The organism is Streptacidiphilus monticola, assembly GCF_042658505.1.
In the GTDB taxonomy this organism is placed as follows: Bacteria; Actinomycetota; Actinomycetes; order Streptomycetales; family Streptomycetaceae; genus Streptacidiphilus; species Streptacidiphilus monticola.
Genome location: NZ_JBHSQJ010000147.1, coordinates 25,898 through 40,360, shown reverse-complemented (window position 1 = coordinate 40,360; position 14,463 = coordinate 25,898). Strand labels below are relative to the sequence as shown.

Genomic DNA, 14,463 nt, shown 5'->3' with positions numbered 1-14,463 from the left:
GGGAACGGGGGCCGCTGCGTGCCGCTGGGCCAGGGTCGGTAACCGCCCGGGGCTCAGTAGCCCGCCTTGGTGTAGGCGATGACGGTGAAGTCGCCGTAGCGGTCGTTCGCGTAGCGGACGCTCGCGATGATGGAGTCGACCGGGTTCATGATGTTCTTGTGGCCGGGCAGCGACCACTGGGCGAAGGTCGGCTTGATGAACTGCATCAGGCCGTAGGTGCCGCCGTACAGGCCCTGGTTGGAGTCCCAGTGGTTCTCGGCGCTCGGGTTGCCGGAGGACTCGGTCAGCGCGCGGGCCTTGATGGCGCCGGCGGAGGGCACGTGGTCGCCGTGGGCGGCCAGGATGGCGCGGGCCTGGGCGATCCAGCCGTCCAGGTTGTTGGCGTAGGTCGGCGTCGCGGCGGCCTTCGCCTTCGCGGCGGCGGCGGCCTTGGCAGCGGCAGCGGCCTTCGCCTTGGCAGCGGCCTCGGCCTTGGCCTTGGCGTCCGCGGCGGCCTTCGCCTTCGCGGCGGCAGCGGCCTTCGCCTTGGCCGCCGCATCGGCCTTGGCCTTCGCGTCGGCGGCGGCCTTGGCCTGCAGGTTGGTCCGCTCCATGGAGCGGTTCGCGGCGTCGGCGGTGCTGCGGGTGACGGCCTGGGCGCTGGAGTGCGCCAGCGCGGTGGTCGCCGGGGCATGCGACGAGTCGTTGGTCAGCGCGACGGCGGTACCGCTGGCGGCGCCACCGATCAGCAGGGCAGCACCGGCGCCGGCGACGACGCGGCGGTTGGCACGCTGGGCGGTCGCCCGGACCTTGTCGAAACGGATCTTGTCGAAAGGCAGCTTGTCGAGACGCAGCTTGTCGAGACGCATGAGGCTCCAATGTCGGCGGGACTGCCCTGGCCGTGGACGCACGCCTGCCCGAGCGCTCGCCGAAGTCGACGTCGCCGCAACTGGGTTGGCGTTCGCCCGGTGGCCATCGGGACTGGCCCGACCGAGCAGTTGGGAGCGGTTCTCGGTGGCGGTTCTTCAGGCGCTGTGCGCCGTTCGCCAGGCTCCCAGCAGAGGCTTCGTTCGCCCTGCCTCAACCACCGTCACACGCTGCCCACAGACCGACAAGGAATACCGTCGGTAACGTGCGACACGCCACAAAAGGGGCGTGACCTGGGTCTCAACTGGTCTGAACCAGCTAACGCCCGTATACGGACCGTGACCGGATCGCCGAGATCAACAGCTCCACGAGGAGCGGGAAGTTGTCCCGCGAGTCGAGCGGGGGGATGAGGTCGGCGGTCGCCGCCAGGTGCGGGTACTGCTCCGGCGGCAGGCTGCGGTAGTCCGTCTGCCAGGAGCGCAGGTCCGCCTCCCGCGCGGAGTCGGGAAGGGCGTGCAGGGCGGCCTCCATCCCCGAGTAGGCGAGCACGGCGTCCGCGAAGACGCGGTAGCAGCGGGCGGCCTCCGCCTCGTCCAGCCCGGCCCGGCGCATGCAGCCGAGGATGTGCTCGACCACCTCGAACTCGTGCGGACGCCGGGCTGTGCGGGCGGCGACCAGGGCGCCGAGGTGCGGGTGGGCCAGGAAGGCGTCGTGGATCCGGCCGGCCACCGCCCGCAGGTCGGCCTCCCAGTCGTCGGTGACCGGAAGCCCGCCCCGGGTCGCCTCCGCGTGCAGGGCGTCGACGAGCGCGAGCAGCAGCTCGTCCTTGTGCCGGAAGTGGCGGTAGATCGCGGTGGGGTGGGCCTCCAGCTCGCGGCCGAGCGCCTCGAAGGTGAGCGCGTCCATCCCCTTGCCGTCGACGATGCGGAGCGCGGCGTCAGTGATCACCTGCTGGTTGAGGCTGCCGCGCGGCCGCCTGGCCCTGCGCTGCGGCGTCGCCGGCATAGGGCCCGCCTTCTCTCACTCGTCCGTGCCCGGTCGGTTGTCCCGGGGGATGTTACCCAGGTAAACCCTCCGTTTCCGATAGTCAACGCCATTGACTACGACCCTGGCCAGGCCCCAGACTCCTGCCCAAGCCGCCCGCGCCCAGTCGGGTCAGCCCTCCGCTCCCCCAGGAGGCCCATGTGACCGCTCCCCCCACCGCTGCCACCGGCGCTGTGGACGCCACCGCCGCCGAGGCCGGCCACGGCATCGAGGTCCACTCGATCAACTGGATCCCGACCGCCGAACGCCACGGCAGTCCGCGCCACCTCGGCGCCCTCTGGTTCGTCTCCAACATCAACCTGACCGCCATGGCCACCGGCGTCACCGCGCTCAGCATCGGCGCGGGGCTGATGTGGACGGTGGTCGCCACCGTTCTCGGGTCCCTGTTCGGGACCTTCTTCATGGCCTTCCACTCGGCCCAGGGCCCGCAGCTCGGCCTGGCCCAACTGGTGCAGTCCCGGCCGCAGTTCGGCTACCTCGGGGCCGCCCTGACGGTCTGGGTCTTCGCCCTCGCCAACTACGTCGCCTACAACACCTCGGACGCCATCCTCTCCGGCGACGCCCTGCACAGCCTGTTCGGGCTCGGCGAGAACTACGGCTACTTCGTCGCCGCCACCGTCGCCGCGGCGATCGCGCTCTTCGGCTACCGCTGGATCCACCGCGTCAGCCGCTGGCTGACCTGGCCGCTGATCGCGGTGATGGCCCTGCTCTCCGTGGCCGCCGTGTTCGACTCGGGCCCGCCGGCGCACGCCTTCTCCCTGGGCGCCTTCCACGCGGGACCGTTCATGACGGTCTTCGTCATCGTGGCCGGCTTCCAACTGGGCTGGGCTCCCTACGTCTCCGACTACTCCCGCTACCTGCCGACGAGCGTGGGCGTCCGCTCCACCTTCTGGTGGACCTACCTGTCCAGCGGGCTCTCCGCGGTCTGGGTCTTCGTCCTCGGGGCCGTCGCCGCGGCCGCCGCGCCCGAGGCCACGCCGGTCGCCGCCTTCCGCGAGGTCGCCGACCACCTGCTGGGCGGCCTGGGCTGGGTCGTGGTCGCCGCGCTGCTGCTCGGCCTGCTCTCGGTCATGGCGATCAACCAGTACGGCGGCATGATGTCGATGATCTCGATCCGGGACTCCTTCTCCCCGGTCCGGCCCACCCGCCGCATCCGCGCGATCTGCATCGGCATCATGTTCGTGCTGGTCTGGGGCGTCGCCCAGTTCGTCGGCGTGGACCGGTTCAACACCTTCTACGGCAACGTACTGATCTTCCTGAGCTACCTGTTCACCCCGTGGACCGCGATCAACCTGGTCGACTACTTCTTCGTCCGCCTCGGCGCGTACTCGATCAAGGAGATCTTCAACCCCCAAGGCATGTACGGACGTTGGGGCTGGCGCGGCAACCTGGCCTACCTGCTCGGCATCATCGCCATGGTGCCCTTCATGGTGACCACGCCGTTCACCGGCTTCGCGGCCAAGGCCCTGGCCGGGGCCGACTGGTCCATGTTCGTCGGACTCCCCGTCGCCGGACTGCTCTACCTGCTGTTCTGCCGCTCGCTCGACCTCGGGGCGGAGCGGCGTGTCGTCGAAGAAGAAGGACTGCTCGACCTTGCGCACTGAGCCGCACCCCGACCTGATCATCACCGGTGCCCGGGTCCGCCTCGCCGCGGACCGCTGGGCCGAGGCCGTGGCCGTCCGGGACGGACGCGTCGCCGCCCTCGGCCCGCACGACGAGGTCCGGGCCCTGGCCGGACCCCGCACCGAGCACGTCCACGCCCCCGGCGGCCTGGTCCTCCCCGGCTTCCAGGACGCCCACGTGCACACCCCCTTCGCCGGACGGAACCTGCTGCGGATCTGGCTCAACGACCTCCCCGACCGCCATGCCTACCTCGACGCCGTCGCCGACTACGCCCGCACCCACCCCGACGAGGAATGGATCACCGGCGGCGGCTGGGCCATGGAGCACTTCCCCGGCGGCACCCCCCGCAAGGAGGACCTCGACGCGATCTGCCCCGACCGTCCCGTCTTCCTCTTCAACCGCGACGTCCACGGCGCCTGGGTCAACTCCAAGGCGCTGGAGTTGGCCGGGATCACCAAGGACACCCCCGACCCCGCCGACGGCCGCATCGAGCGCGACCCGGCCACCGGCGAACCCACCGGCACCCTCCACGAGGGCGCCGCCTACACCGTCAACGAACGCGTCGTGCCGCTGCCCGGCCAGGACGAGTGGCAGGCCGCGATCCTCGCCGGCCAGGCCCACCTGCACGCCCTCGGCATCACCGGCTGGCAGGACGCCTGGGTCACGCCGGACACCCAGCTCGCCTACCAGGCCCTCGCCGCCGACGGCCGCCTCACCGGCCGCGTCGTCGGCGCGCTGTGGTGGGAACGCCACCGCGGCCTGGAGCAGATCGACGACCTCGCCGCCCGCCGCGAATCCGGACGTACCGTCAACTCACCCCGCTCCCACCTGGGTTCGGGCTTCTTCCCCACCTCGGTCAAGATCATGACGGACGGCGTCCTGGAGAACCACACCGGCGCCCTGCTGGAGCCGTACTGCGACGGCTGCGGCGGCGTCAGCGACAACCACGGCCTGACCTACGTCGACCAGGACACGCTGACCGCCGCCCTGGTGCAGCTGGACGCGCTCGGCTTCCAGGTCCACCAGCACGCCATCGGCGACCGCGCCGTGCGCAACGCCCTCGACGCCGTGGCCGCCGCCCGCGCCGCCAACGGGCCCGGCGACCGCCGCCACCACCTCGCCCACCTGCAACTCGTCCAGCCCGAGGACGTCAAGCGCTTCGCCGAACTCGACGTCGTCGCCAACCTGCAGACCTACTGGGCGCAGACCGAGCCGCAGATGGACGAGCTCACCATCCCCTTCCTGGGACCGGAGCGGGCCGCGATGCAGTACCCCTTCGCGGACCTGCACGCCGCCGGCGCGAGGCTGGCCATGGGCAGCGACTGGGCGGTGACCACCGCCGACCCCCTCGAGCAGATCGAGGTGGCGGTGCGCCGCATCGACCCCGAGAACCGGGGCAACGTCCCGTTCCTGCCCGCGCAGTGCCTGTCCCTGGACACGGCCGTCGACGCCTTCACCGCGGGCTCCGCCTACGTCAACCACGACGACCAGGCCGGCTCCCTGCGCGTCGGCGCCCGCGCGGACCTGGTCCTGCTGGACCGGGACCTGTTCGAACCGGGCTTCCTGCCCGCGGACGCCACGGTCGAACTGACCGTGGCGTCCGGAGAGGTGGTCTACCGGCTCCAGTGAGTCGGCCGGGGCGTGCTCAGCGGTAGACGCGGACGTAGTCCGCGGAGAAGGTGATCGGCGTCGAGCTGGACGGCGCGGGGTGGTACTGACCGGCCACGACCGACAGGTTGAGGATCAGGTTGGCGGACCAGTTCGCGCCGACACCGGTGCCGTCGGAGTACACCTTCACGCCGTTGACGTACCAGTCCACGGAGTTGGCGCCGTACTTGGTGCCGATGGTGACCCAGCCGCCGGGCTTCACCGCGTTGCTGTCGGTCCAGTACTTCTGGCCGCTGTTGACGTGGTTGGTCAGCTCCAGCAGGTTCGGGTTGTCCGGGTGGTACTCGAAGGAGTCGATCTCGCTGCCGCCGTTCTTCCAGGTCCACAGGGCCGGCCAGGCGCCCTGCACGCTGGGCAGCTTGACCCGCGCCTCGACGTAGTCGCCGGTGCGGACCTGGAAGTTCTCCTGCGAGCCCTCGGTGGTCAGCAGCCCGGTGGTCCAGGCCTGCTTGCCGTTCTCCAGGGTGTGGCCGCTGGGCTGCGCGGTGAAGGTGGCGACGCCGCCGGAGACGGACACGTCGTTCGGGTCCAGCCAGTCGAGCTTGTTGTCGTCCGGGTTGTGCGTGCCGTAGCGGTAGGCGGAGGACGTGTCGGCCTTCCAACGGGAGCCCAGCGAAAGGGAGTTGAACTCCTCGTCCCAGGCCAGTGAACCGCCGGCGACACTGCCGGAGGGCGCGGTCGACGCGGTCCCGGTGGGCGTGCTCGTCGGGGTGCTGGTGGGAGTCGGGGTGCTGGCCGGGGTCGGCGCCGGGGCCGGGGTGCTCGCCGCGGCGGCGACCGTCAGGGTCTTGGCGGTCAGGTTGTGCCAGCCGCTGCCGTCGAGGTAGGCGCCGAACACCGAGTAGCGACCGGCCGCGAACGCGCGGGACCCGGCGTTGACGGTGAGGCCGCCCGGGCAGACGCGGACGTTGCTCTTCCAGCCGGGGAAGTCGACGTTGTTCCCCTTCGCGTCGCGGACCGCGACGCCCAGGCTCCGCACCGTGGTGCAGGCCGACGAGGTGGCGTGGACGCGCAGGGTGGCGGTGACCGCGTGGCCGGGCGTGGCCCTGGTCGGGCTGAGGCTGTCCTCGGCGAGGCGCGGCGCGGAGGTGGCCGCGCCGGCGTGGCCGGCGAAGGCGAGGAGCAGGGCGGGGGTGACGGCGAGCGCGGCGATGCCGGCCCGCGCCGCGGGCGTGCGGGGCATGGGTTCTCCTCCGACGCCTGCGGAGTTAGCTGTCGGGTTCGGGCGGGAGGTGCCCGGTCGCGCAGCGGTGCGCGCGACTTCACCCCGAGCCGGGCGCGTGTCCGCTCCCGGCGCAGTACTCGGTTCCCCCGCTCCTGTCCGTGCTCGGTTCTCGGGCGCACCCCGCGACCGGGCGGACAGGATTCGGCGTGCCAGGTGCGGGCGTCCGCGCGTGGGTCGCGGACGCCCGCACCTTAGGCAGATTTTTAGATCATCTACAAAGTGCTTCTGGTCACATCCGCCCCACCGATCCCGCCGACCCACGGCTGGTGCCGTGTCCGGACAGGTTCGCGGGGCTGCGGTGTCCGGGGGCACCCCCCGGCCGAAGGCTGGGGGAAGGTCGCAAGGCGGAGGGCCGCCCTCGTACCGGATGTACTCGGCCGCGCCCGACAACGCGGCGTGGGGCCCCCGGGCCGAAGGCTGGCGGTGCCGTGCCGGGCGCCGCGACACGGTGGATCTGTCCGGACACGGCACTCGCCGGAATCGCCTCGCCCGGCCGCGCGTTGAGCCCGATGGCCAGCTGTCCACCGGCGAAAGGAAACTGACGGTGAGTGCGAAGTTCTCGGAGGGGCTCGTCCGGTATCTGGACGAGGAGAAGCCCTACGCCACCGTGGCCACCGTGCTGCCCGACGGCCGTCCGCACCTGACCGTGGTCTGGGTGCTCCGGGACGGCGACGACCTGCTGATCTCCACCACCTCGACCCGGCAGCAGGGCCGGAACCTGCTGCGCGACCCGCGCATCACGGTGATGGTCAACCCGCCGGCCACGCCCTTCCTGTACGCGGAGATCCGCGGCACGGCCGAGGTCACCGAGGACGCGGACCACAGCGTCCTCAACCGGGTCGCGCGCAAGTACACGGGCCAGGACTACATCGACTTCAACCCCGACTCCGTCAACGACGGACCGCGCCTGGTCGTCCGGGTCAAGCCGGAGAAGATCACCGGTCGGCTCTGATCCCCGCCGCCGCGTCCAGCAGCGGGCCGACCTCCTCGACCACCGCCTCCAGCGCGCGCACGTCCCGTTCCGCGCGCGCGATCAGGATGGCACCCTCGACGGCGCTGATCATCACGGTGGCGAGGGACCCGGCCCGTTGCTCCGGCACGCCCATCTCGCGCAGGGCCTCGGCCAGCGGACGCGCCCACGCCGCGAAGGCGTCGGCCGCCGCGGCGCGCACCGAGTCGACGGCGTCCGCGCAGTCCACCGTGGCGGCGGCCACCGGGCAGCCGGAGGCGAAGCCCACGCCGAGGTACTCGTCGATCCACTGCCCCGCCATGCCGGCCAGCAGCCCGCTGGGCGTCGGCTGGGCCATCGCGGCCATGAACCGGGCGACCCGCCGGGCGGCGTAGTCACCCGCCCAGGTGACCGCCTCGGCGACCAACTGCTCCTTGCCGCCCGGGAAGTAGTGCTGCAGCGAGCCGCGCGGGGCCTCCGCGTGGGCGGCCACGTCGCGCATGCCGGTGGCGCCCACCCCGTCGCGGCGGATCAGCTGTGCCGCGCTGAAAACCATCCGCTCGCGCGGGCCGCGCTGCGACGTGCCCATCATCCACCTCCTGTGCGCCGGGGCCCTGCTGACGCGGGCTCAGAACAGCCTATAGACACAGCTCGTCCCGTCCGGGCCGATGGACCACTCGACGAGTTCCCACTGCCGCGAAAGCGAGGCCAGCAGCCGGGTCCGACCCGGCAGCACCAGCACCCCGAACCGCTTCAGCCCCCGGTCGCGGGCCCGCTCCAGCAGCGCGGTGGTCAGCGCCCGGCCGACGCCCCGCCGCTGCCAGGCGTCCGCCACGAGCACCCCGAGTTCGCCGGCGTCGTCCCCCTCGGCGACGAGGCTGGCCAGGCCGACGACCGCCGATCCCGCCCGGGCGACCAGCGCGTCGTGGCGCGTGGGCGGCCCGGCGAGCACCCCCGCCGCGTAGCGCGGCGGCAGGGCGCCGACCTGCCCGCAGAAGCGCTGCCGCAGCGTCTCCGCCGAGCAGGCGGCGACCAGCCCGTCCAGTTCGTCCCGGCCGCGCGGCCGGTCTATGACAACGGTCATAGACCTGATTATTATGACGCTCGTCATAGCGAGCAAGCGGGCGCGGAGGTTCGGCCGTGGCGGACGTGGGATTCCTGGGACTCGGCATCATGGGGCAGCCCATGGCGCTGCGGCTCGCGGCGGCGGGCACGGACCTGCTGGTGTGGAACCGCACGCCCGCGCGCTGCGCGCCGCTGCGGCAGGCCGGCGCGCGGGTCGCCGCCTCCTCGGCGCAGGTCTTCGCCGAGGCGCGGACGGTGATGCTGATGCTCGCCGACGAGGCGGCGATGGACGCCGTACTGCGGCGCGGCACAAGAGAGTTCGCGGACCTGGTGGCCGGGCGCACGGTGGTGCACCTGGGCACGACCGCGCCCGCGTACTCGGCCGGGCTCGACGCCGACATCCGCGCGGCGGGCGGGAGTTATCTGGAGGCGCCGGTCTCCGGATCCCATGTGCCCGCGGCCACCGGCCAGTTGATCGGCATGCTGGCCGGCGACCCGGAAACCGTGGCGGCCGTCCGCCCGCTGCTGGAACCGCTGTGCCGGGAGGTCTTCGACTGCGGCACACCGCCGCAGGCGCTGCGGCTCAAGCTGGCCGTCAACCTCTTCCTGATCACCACGGTCACCGGCTTCACCGAGGCCTTCCACCTCGCCGAGCGCAGCGGGCTGGACACCCGGCTCTTCCTCGACGTGGTGGGCGCGGGCCCGATGGCGAGCGCGGTCTCGGCCATGAAGACGCCCAAGCTGGCCAAGCGCGACTTCGCGGCCCAGGCGGCGGCGCTGGACGTGCTCAAGAACAACCGGCTGGTCGCCGAGGCGGCGCGGGCGGCGGGCGCGGCCTCCCCCCTGCTGGACGTGTGCCACGAGCTGTTCCGCGAGACCGTCGCCCTCGGCCACGGGGAGGCGGACATGGTCGCTGTCCTGCACGCCCTGGAAGCGCGGACGGCCCCCCGCCCGGAGGATCCGGGCGCAGGGCCGAACTGACGGGACGTCAGGCGCGTGGCGCTGCTCAGGCGGCGGCGGGGGCGGCCACCGCGGCGGCGACCTGCTCCAGCACGGTCACCAGCTGGCCGGTGACCTCCTCGTCGTCCACCGGGTGGGTCTCGGCGAAGCGGACCACGGAGCCGGGGACGGAGAGCTTGGCCTCCTCGAGGACCTTGGCGCCGGCGATCCCGGCGGCCTTGCGGGCCTCGTCCTGCGCCCAGACGCCGCCGAACTGGCCGTAGGCGGTGCCGACGACGGCGACCGGCTTGCCGGACAGCGCGCCGGCGCCGTACGGGCGGGACAGCCAGTCGATGGCGTTCTTCAGCACGGCCGGGATGGTGCCGTTGTACTCGGGCGAGAAGAAGAGGAAGGCGTCGGCGTCGGCGGCGGCCGTGCGCAGCGCGACGGCGGCGGCCGGAGCGGCGCCCTCGACGTCGATGTCCTCGTTGTAGAACGGGACGTCGGCCAGGCCCTCGACGATGACGACCTCGACGCCCTCGGGAGCGACCTTCACCGCGGCCTCGGCCAGCTGGCGGTTGTGCGAGCCGGCGCGGAGGCTGCCGACCAGAGCGGCGATCTTGACGGACATGGGAACTCCAAGCAAGGGGATAGCTGCGGGCGGGCAATCGGACCGAGGTCCGCTTGCTGATTTCTAACACACTAAACGGACCAGGGTCCATTTGTCTTCCCCGCGCGCTACGCTGCTTCCATGCCGTCCGAGCCGCTGCCCCTCTCCCTCTCCGCCCCGCCCGTCGTGCGGGCCGATGCCGCGCGCAACCGCGCCAAGCTGTTGGAAGCCGCCCAGACGCTGGTGCGGGAGCAGGGCGCGGAGAACGTGACGATGGAGGCGGTCGCCGCCGCCGCCTGCGTCGGCAAGGGCACGGTCTTCCGCCGCTTCGGCGACCGCGCCGGGCTCATGTACGCCCTGCTCGACCAGGGCGAGCGGGATTTCCAGCAGGCGTTCATCTTCGGCCCGCCGCCGCTCGGCCCGGGCGCCCCGCCGGTCGAGCGGCTCGAAGCCTTCGGCGCGGCCCTGCTGCGGCACCTGGAGCGGCACCTCGACGTCTTCGTGGCCGCGAGCCGGGAGCCGGTCAAGCGCCTGGGCGTCGGTCCGGCCCGGGTGCACGCGACGCACATCGCCATGCTGCTCCAGCAGGCCAAGGTGGGCGGGGACGTGGAGCAACTGACGCAGGTCCTGCTCGGGTTCTTCGAGCCGAGCCAGGTCAAGTACCTGCTCACCGAGCGCGGCAGGTCCGTGGAGGATCTGGAGCGCGGCTGGCGGGACCTGGTCCGCCGGATCACGCACCGATGTTGACGCTCAGTCAGTCCCTTCCGCGTGACGGGCGCCCTCGCCGTCCTCGACCAGCACCACGGTCAGCCGCCGCGGGCCGTGCACGCCCTGGACCCGGATCATCTCGATGTCCGCGGTCGCGGAGGGCCCGCTGATCCAGGTCAGCGGACGGCGCGGATCCAGTCGGCCCAGCACCTCGGGCATCGAGGACACCACCTGCCCGGCACGGACCACGCACACGTGCAGGTCCGGCAGCAGCGTGGCGGCCCGCCGCCCCTGGCCGGGGCCGGCGTCCAGCACGATCGTGCCCGAGTCCGCGATCCCCGCCGCACAGGTCGTGAGCACCGCGTCCAGACCGTCGAGTTCAGCGTGCGGCAGCGGCGGCCGGTCCGCCACCGCCTCGCCCGCCCACTGCTCCAGCCACGCTTGCGGGAAGCCCTCCGGCACCACGGCGCGCCCCGCCGGCAGTGCCACCGCAAGCACGGACGCCACGCCGTCCGGCCCGGTCCGGTGCACCGCCGCCCCGTACTCCGCCAACCGCTCGGCGAACAGCTCCAGCACCGCGTCCCGGTCCTCCGGCGCCACGCCCGGCGCGTGCCGCAGGTACTCCCGCGGCACCGGCACCGGTCCCTCGGGCAGCCCCGCCGTCGCGGCCCGGATCCGGCCCAGGATGTCCTCGCGGGCGCTCGTCGTTCCGCTCACTTGGTTCCTCCGTCCGTCCGCTTCCACCAGGCGCGGAAGGACTCCTTCGGGATCTCCGGCACGCTGCGGCTGTCGGTCCAGCCGCCCAGCGGACCCGGCAGCTTCTTCTTCGGCACCAGCGGCCCGGCCAGGCCCGCCGCCCGGACCGCCGCGTTCCACGCGGTCCGATGCTCCATCACCGCGCCGACCGCCCGCAGCGCCGCCTTCTCCGCCGGGTGCTTGACCTCGGCGTCGCCCTCGGCGACCTGGTGCCGCAGCTCCAGCAGCACGTCGGTGAAGCGGATCCGCACCGGGCAGACCTCGTTGCACGCCCCGCACAGCGAGGACGCGTACGGCAGGGACGCCGTCTGCGGGTCGTCCGCGCCCTTCAGCAGCGGGTTGAGGATCGCGCCGATCGGCCCCGGGTAGACCGAGCCGTAGGCCTGGCCTCCGGTGCGCTCGTAGACCGGGCAGATGTTCATGCAGGCGCCGCAGCGGATGCAGCGCAGCGCCTGGCGGCCGACCTCGTCGGCCAGCGCGCGGGTGCGCCCGTTGTCGACCAGGACCAGGTGGAAGGTCTGCGGCCCGTCGCCGGGGGTGACCCCGGTGAACGTGGTGGTGTACGGCGCCATCCGCTCGCCGGTGGCGTTGCGTGCCAGCAGCTGCAGGAAGACCTCCAAGTCGCGCCAGGTGGGCACCACCTTCTCGATCCCGACCACGGACACCAGCGTGTCCGCCAGCGTCAGGCACATCCGCCCGTTGCCCTCGGACTCGACGACGACCAGCGTCCCCGTCTCGGCGACCAGGAAGTTGGCGCCGCTGACGGCCACTTCGGCCCTGAGGAACTTCTCCCGCAGGTGCAGCCGCGCGGCCTCGGCCAGCTGCGGCGGGTCGTCCGTCAGCCCCTCGGGGGCGGGCCGGCCGTGGCGGCCCATCTCGCGGACGAAGATGTCGCGGATCTCGGCCCGGTTCCGGTGCAGCGCGGGGACCACGACATGGGACGGCAGGTCGTCGCCCAACTGCACGATGGCTGCCGCGAGATCGGTCTCCCGCGCGCTGATCCCGGCGGCCTCCAGCGCGTTGTCGAGGCCGATCTCCTCGGTCAGCATCGACTTGACCTTGACCACCTCGCGGGCGCCGGTCTCCCGCACCAGACCGGTGACGATCCGGTTGGCCTCCTCCGCGTCCCGCGCCCAGTGCACGGTGCCTCCGGCCGCCGTGACCCGCTCCTCGACCTGGAGCAGGTAGCTGTCCAGGTGGGCCAGCACCTCGTCCTTGACCGCGGCGGCGCTGTCGCGCAGTGCCTCCCAGTCGGGCCGCTCGGCGACCAGCCTGGCCCGCTTGCCGCGGATGGTCCCGGTGGCACGGCGGACGTTGGCCCGCAGCTGCTCGTTCCTGGTGGCGGCCTCGGCGGCGCGCGGGAACGCGGGCCAGCCGACGAAGGTGCGGCTCATCGGGTCAACTCCCCTGCTGCGAGCGGGAGTCCCGGCATCGGCCCGTCCTCCCGGGTCCGGGCCAGGATCTCCACCAGGTGCATGGTGCGCACGGCGTGGCCGTCCTTGGCGAGCCGGCCGCCGATGTTCATCAGGCACGAGTTGTCCACGGCCGCCAGCACCGCGGCGCCGGTCTCCACGACGTGCCGCGCCTTGTCCCCGTTCATCGCCCCGGAGACGGCGGGGTTCTTGACGGAGAAGGTGCCGCCGAAGCCGCAGCACTCCTCCTGCGCGGGCAGTGCGACGAAGTCGACCCCCGCGACCGCGCGCAGCAGCCGGTAGGGCCGGTCCCCGACCGGCACGGCGCGCAGGCTGTGGCAGGTCGGGTGGTAGGTGACCCGGTGCGGGAAGTAGGCCCCGACGTCCTCGACGCCGAGGACGTCGGTCAGATACGCCGTCAGCTCGTGCACGCGGGGCGCGAGTTCGCGCGCCTCCCGCGCCAGCCCGGCGTCGCCCGCCCCCTCGGCGGCCAGCGCGTACGCCTCGGCGGGCATCCCGCCGCAGGAGGCGGACGGCACGACCACGGCGTCGTACCCGCCGAAGACCTCGACGAAGCGCCGGGCCAGCCGGGCCGTCTCGGCGCGGTAGCCGGTGTTCCAGTGCATCTGCCCGCAGCAGCTCTGCCCCGGCGGGAAGTCCACCGCCACGCCGAGCCGGCGCAGCAGGGTAACGGCCGCCTGTCCGGAACGGGGGAAGAGCGCGTCGTTGAGACAGGTCACGAAGAGCGCGGTGCGCACACCGGACCACCTTTCTTGTGCCGTCGCGGGAGGCCTGGTCGGCGTCCTCATGCAAGCATGCGTGCAAGCATAGATGCAAGCATGGATGCAGGATGCGTCGGCGCACGTCAGAATGGGTCCATGCCGAATGGGTCCGTCCCGAAGTCCCTGCCCGCCGCCGACCTCGCCTACGCCCACCTGCGCGGCCGCCTGCTGGACGGCGCGTACCCCGGCGGCGAGCTGCTCTCCGAGGGCTCCGTCGCCGCCGAGCTCGGGATCTCCCGCACCCCCGTCCGGGAGGCCTTCCTGCGCCTGGAGGCCCAGGGGTTCCTGCGCCTGTACCCGAAGCGCGGCGCGATGGTCGTCCCGGTCAGCCCCGGCGAGGCCACGGCGGTCCTCCAGGCGCGGCTGCTGATGGAACTGTTCGCCCTGGACTCCCTCGCCCAGCAGGACGACTCCGTCGTCCGCGCGACCGGCGAGGAGCTGCTGGCACTGGCCACCCGGGAGGCGGACGCGGCCGGCGGCCCGTCGTCCCGTCAGACCCTGGACACGGCGCGGGAGTTCCACGCCTGCCTGATGCGGGCGGGCGGCAACAGCGTGCTGGCGGCGTCCCACGCCACCCTGTGGGACCAGCAGATCCGCGTCTCCGCGGCGTCCACGTCCCAGCCGGCCCACGTGACCGCGGACATCGAGGAGCACACCGCCCTGGCCCGCGCCCTCACCCGGGCGGACCGGACCGCCGCCAGGGACCTGCTCATCCGTCACATCGGCGCCGTAGGCGCCCGCATCGGCCTGCAGCGGCCGCCCACGCTGCCCCGTTAGGGGCGCGAGGATCCGCACCCTCCCCCGGCCTTCGGCCGGCGGTGCCCCCACGGCGGGAG

The 14,463-nt window shown here is 72.9% G+C and carries 15 protein-coding genes and 1 riboswitch; of the genes, 6 read left to right on the top strand and 9 right to left on the bottom strand.

The genetic code is table 11. The annotated features are described in order from the left end of the window. Positions 1-53: 53 nt before the first annotated feature. Together ACFP3V_RS28560 and ACFP3V_RS28555 are read right to left on the bottom strand one after the other, a co-directional pair. Positions 54-848, bottom strand: a complete 795-nt coding sequence (locus ACFP3V_RS28560; protein ID WP_380589585.1) for a lysozyme family protein — start codon at positions 846-848, stop codon at positions 54-56. Between the two features lie 316 nt (positions 849-1,164). Next, complete coding sequence (locus ACFP3V_RS28555; RefSeq protein WP_380589582.1) at positions 1,165-1,851, bottom strand: TetR/AcrR family transcriptional regulator; 687 nt, start codon at positions 1,849-1,851, stop codon at positions 1,165-1,167. Between the two features lie 179 nt (positions 1,852-2,030). Here ACFP3V_RS28555 and ACFP3V_RS28550 point away from each other — a divergent pair, with 179 nt between their 5' ends. Further along, entirely contained in the window at positions 2,031-3,494 is a 1,464-nt protein-coding gene (locus ACFP3V_RS28550; RefSeq protein ID WP_380589579.1) for a purine-cytosine permease family protein, read from the top strand. Then, positions 3,484-5,142, top strand: a complete 1,659-nt coding sequence (locus ACFP3V_RS28545) for an amidohydrolase (RefSeq protein WP_380589576.1) — start codon at positions 3,484-3,486, stop codon at positions 5,140-5,142. Before ACFP3V_RS28550 ends, ACFP3V_RS28545 begins: the two co-directional genes overlap by 11 nt. A 16-nt stretch (positions 5,143-5,158) precedes the next feature. On the opposite strand, the gene ACFP3V_RS28540 is transcribed toward ACFP3V_RS28545, so the two are convergent. Next, positions 5,159-6,364: a glycoside hydrolase family 16 protein gene (locus tag ACFP3V_RS28540; RefSeq protein ID WP_380589573.1), complete on the bottom strand. Its 1,206-nt coding sequence runs from the start codon at positions 6,362-6,364 to the stop codon at positions 5,159-5,161. Beyond that, a riboswitch (cyclic di-AMP (ydaO/yuaA leader) is annotated at positions 6,363-6,524 on the bottom strand. Its footprint overlaps the gene before it by 2 nt. Positions 6,525-6,950: 426 nt before the next feature. Between ACFP3V_RS28540 and ACFP3V_RS28535 the strand changes: the two genes are divergently transcribed. After that, complete coding sequence (locus tag ACFP3V_RS28535) at positions 6,951-7,358, top strand: PPOX class F420-dependent oxidoreductase (RefSeq protein WP_380589570.1); 408 nt, start codon at positions 6,951-6,953, stop codon at positions 7,356-7,358. Here the strand turns inward: ACFP3V_RS28535 and ACFP3V_RS28530 are convergent. Together ACFP3V_RS28530 and ACFP3V_RS28525 are read right to left on the bottom strand one after the other, a co-directional pair. Further along, complete coding sequence (locus ACFP3V_RS28530; RefSeq protein WP_380589567.1) at positions 7,342-7,944, bottom strand: TetR/AcrR family transcriptional regulator; 603 nt, start codon at positions 7,942-7,944, stop codon at positions 7,342-7,344. The genes ACFP3V_RS28535 and ACFP3V_RS28530 overlap by 17 nt on opposite strands. 39 nt (positions 7,945-7,983) lie before the next feature. Beyond that, a complete protein-coding gene (locus tag ACFP3V_RS28525) occupies positions 7,984-8,439 on the bottom strand; it encodes a GNAT family N-acetyltransferase (protein ID WP_380589564.1) in 456 nt (151 codons plus the stop codon). 89 nt (positions 8,440-8,528) lie between these two features. Here ACFP3V_RS28525 and ACFP3V_RS28520 point away from each other — a divergent pair, with 89 nt between their 5' ends. Beyond that, entirely contained in the window at positions 8,529-9,401 is an 873-nt protein-coding gene (locus tag ACFP3V_RS28520) for an NAD(P)-dependent oxidoreductase (protein ID WP_380589730.1), read from the top strand. A gap of 25 nt (positions 9,402-9,426) precedes the next feature. Here ACFP3V_RS28520 and ACFP3V_RS28515 read toward each other — a convergent pair whose 3' ends face one another. After that, the gene (locus tag ACFP3V_RS28515; RefSeq protein ID WP_380589561.1) at positions 9,427-9,990 is read right to left on the bottom strand and encodes an NAD(P)H-dependent oxidoreductase; all 564 of its coding nucleotides are present in this window, start codon (positions 9,988-9,990) and stop codon (positions 9,427-9,429) included. A gap of 120 nt (positions 9,991-10,110) precedes the next feature. Between ACFP3V_RS28515 and ACFP3V_RS28510 the strand changes: the two genes are divergently transcribed. Next, complete coding sequence (locus ACFP3V_RS28510) at positions 10,111-10,716, top strand: TetR/AcrR family transcriptional regulator (protein ID WP_380589558.1); 606 nt, start codon at positions 10,111-10,113, stop codon at positions 10,714-10,716. A 3-nt stretch (positions 10,717-10,719) separates the two neighbouring features. On the opposite strand, the gene ACFP3V_RS28505 is transcribed toward ACFP3V_RS28510, so the two are convergent. From ACFP3V_RS28505 to ACFP3V_RS28495, 3 genes are read right to left on the bottom strand one after another with little or no spacing between them, the layout of a single operon-like run. After that, positions 10,720-11,394 (bottom strand): LutC/YkgG family protein, encoded by a 675-nt coding sequence (locus tag ACFP3V_RS28505; protein ID WP_380589555.1) that lies wholly within the window; start codon positions 11,392-11,394, stop codon positions 10,720-10,722. Further along, on the bottom strand, positions 11,391-12,827 hold the full coding sequence (locus tag ACFP3V_RS28500; protein ID WP_380589552.1) for a LutB/LldF family L-lactate oxidation iron-sulfur protein: 1,437 nt from the start codon (positions 12,825-12,827) through the stop codon (positions 11,391-11,393). The genes ACFP3V_RS28505 and ACFP3V_RS28500 overlap by 4 nt, the downstream gene beginning before the upstream one ends. Continuing rightward, entirely contained in the window at positions 12,824-13,603 is a 780-nt protein-coding gene (locus tag ACFP3V_RS28495; protein ID WP_380589549.1) for a (Fe-S)-binding protein, read from the bottom strand. Before ACFP3V_RS28495 ends, ACFP3V_RS28500 begins: the two co-directional genes overlap by 4 nt. Before the next feature lie 120 nt (positions 13,604-13,723). Here ACFP3V_RS28495 and ACFP3V_RS28490 point away from each other — a divergent pair, with 120 nt between their 5' ends. Next, positions 13,724-14,404 (top strand): GntR family transcriptional regulator, encoded by a 681-nt coding sequence (locus tag ACFP3V_RS28490; RefSeq protein WP_380589548.1) that lies wholly within the window; start codon positions 13,724-13,726, stop codon positions 14,402-14,404. The last annotated feature ends 59 nt before the right edge of the window (positions 14,405-14,463 follow it).

Bases quoted from the DNA above. Each gene is read 5' to 3' on its own strand.
- ACFP3V_RS28525 (WP_380589564.1), bottom strand. From the start codon at position 8,439: ATGACCGTTGTCATAGACCGGCCGCGCGGCCGGGACGAACTGGACGGG.
- ACFP3V_RS28510 (WP_380589558.1), top strand. From the start codon at position 10,111: ATGCCGTCCGAGCCGCTGCCCCTCTCCCTCTCCGCCCCGCCCGTCGTG.
- ACFP3V_RS28540 (WP_380589573.1), bottom strand. From the start codon at position 6,364: ATGCCCCGCACGCCCGCGGCGCGGGCCGGCATCGCCGCGCTCGCCGTC.
- ACFP3V_RS28560 (WP_380589585.1), bottom strand. From the start codon at position 848: ATGCGTCTCGACAAGCTGCGTCTCGACAAGCTGCCTTTCGACAAGATC.
- ACFP3V_RS28490 (WP_380589548.1), top strand. From the start codon at position 13,724: ATGCCGAATGGGTCCGTCCCGAAGTCCCTGCCCGCCGCCGACCTCGCC.
- ACFP3V_RS28530 (WP_380589567.1), bottom strand. From the start codon at position 7,944: ATGGGCACGTCGCAGCGCGGCCCGCGCGAGCGGATGGTTTTCAGCGCG.
- ACFP3V_RS28515 (WP_380589561.1), bottom strand. From the start codon at position 9,990: ATGTCCGTCAAGATCGCCGCTCTGGTCGGCAGCCTCCGCGCCGGCTCG.
- ACFP3V_RS28500 (WP_380589552.1), bottom strand. From the start codon at position 12,827: ATGAGCCGCACCTTCGTCGGCTGGCCCGCGTTCCCGCGCGCCGCCGAG.
- ACFP3V_RS28520 (WP_380589730.1), top strand. From the start codon at position 8,529: ATGGGGCAGCCCATGGCGCTGCGGCTCGCGGCGGCGGGCACGGACCTG.
- ACFP3V_RS28555 (WP_380589582.1), bottom strand. From the start codon at position 1,851: ATGCCGGCGACGCCGCAGCGCAGGGCCAGGCGGCCGCGCGGCAGCCTC.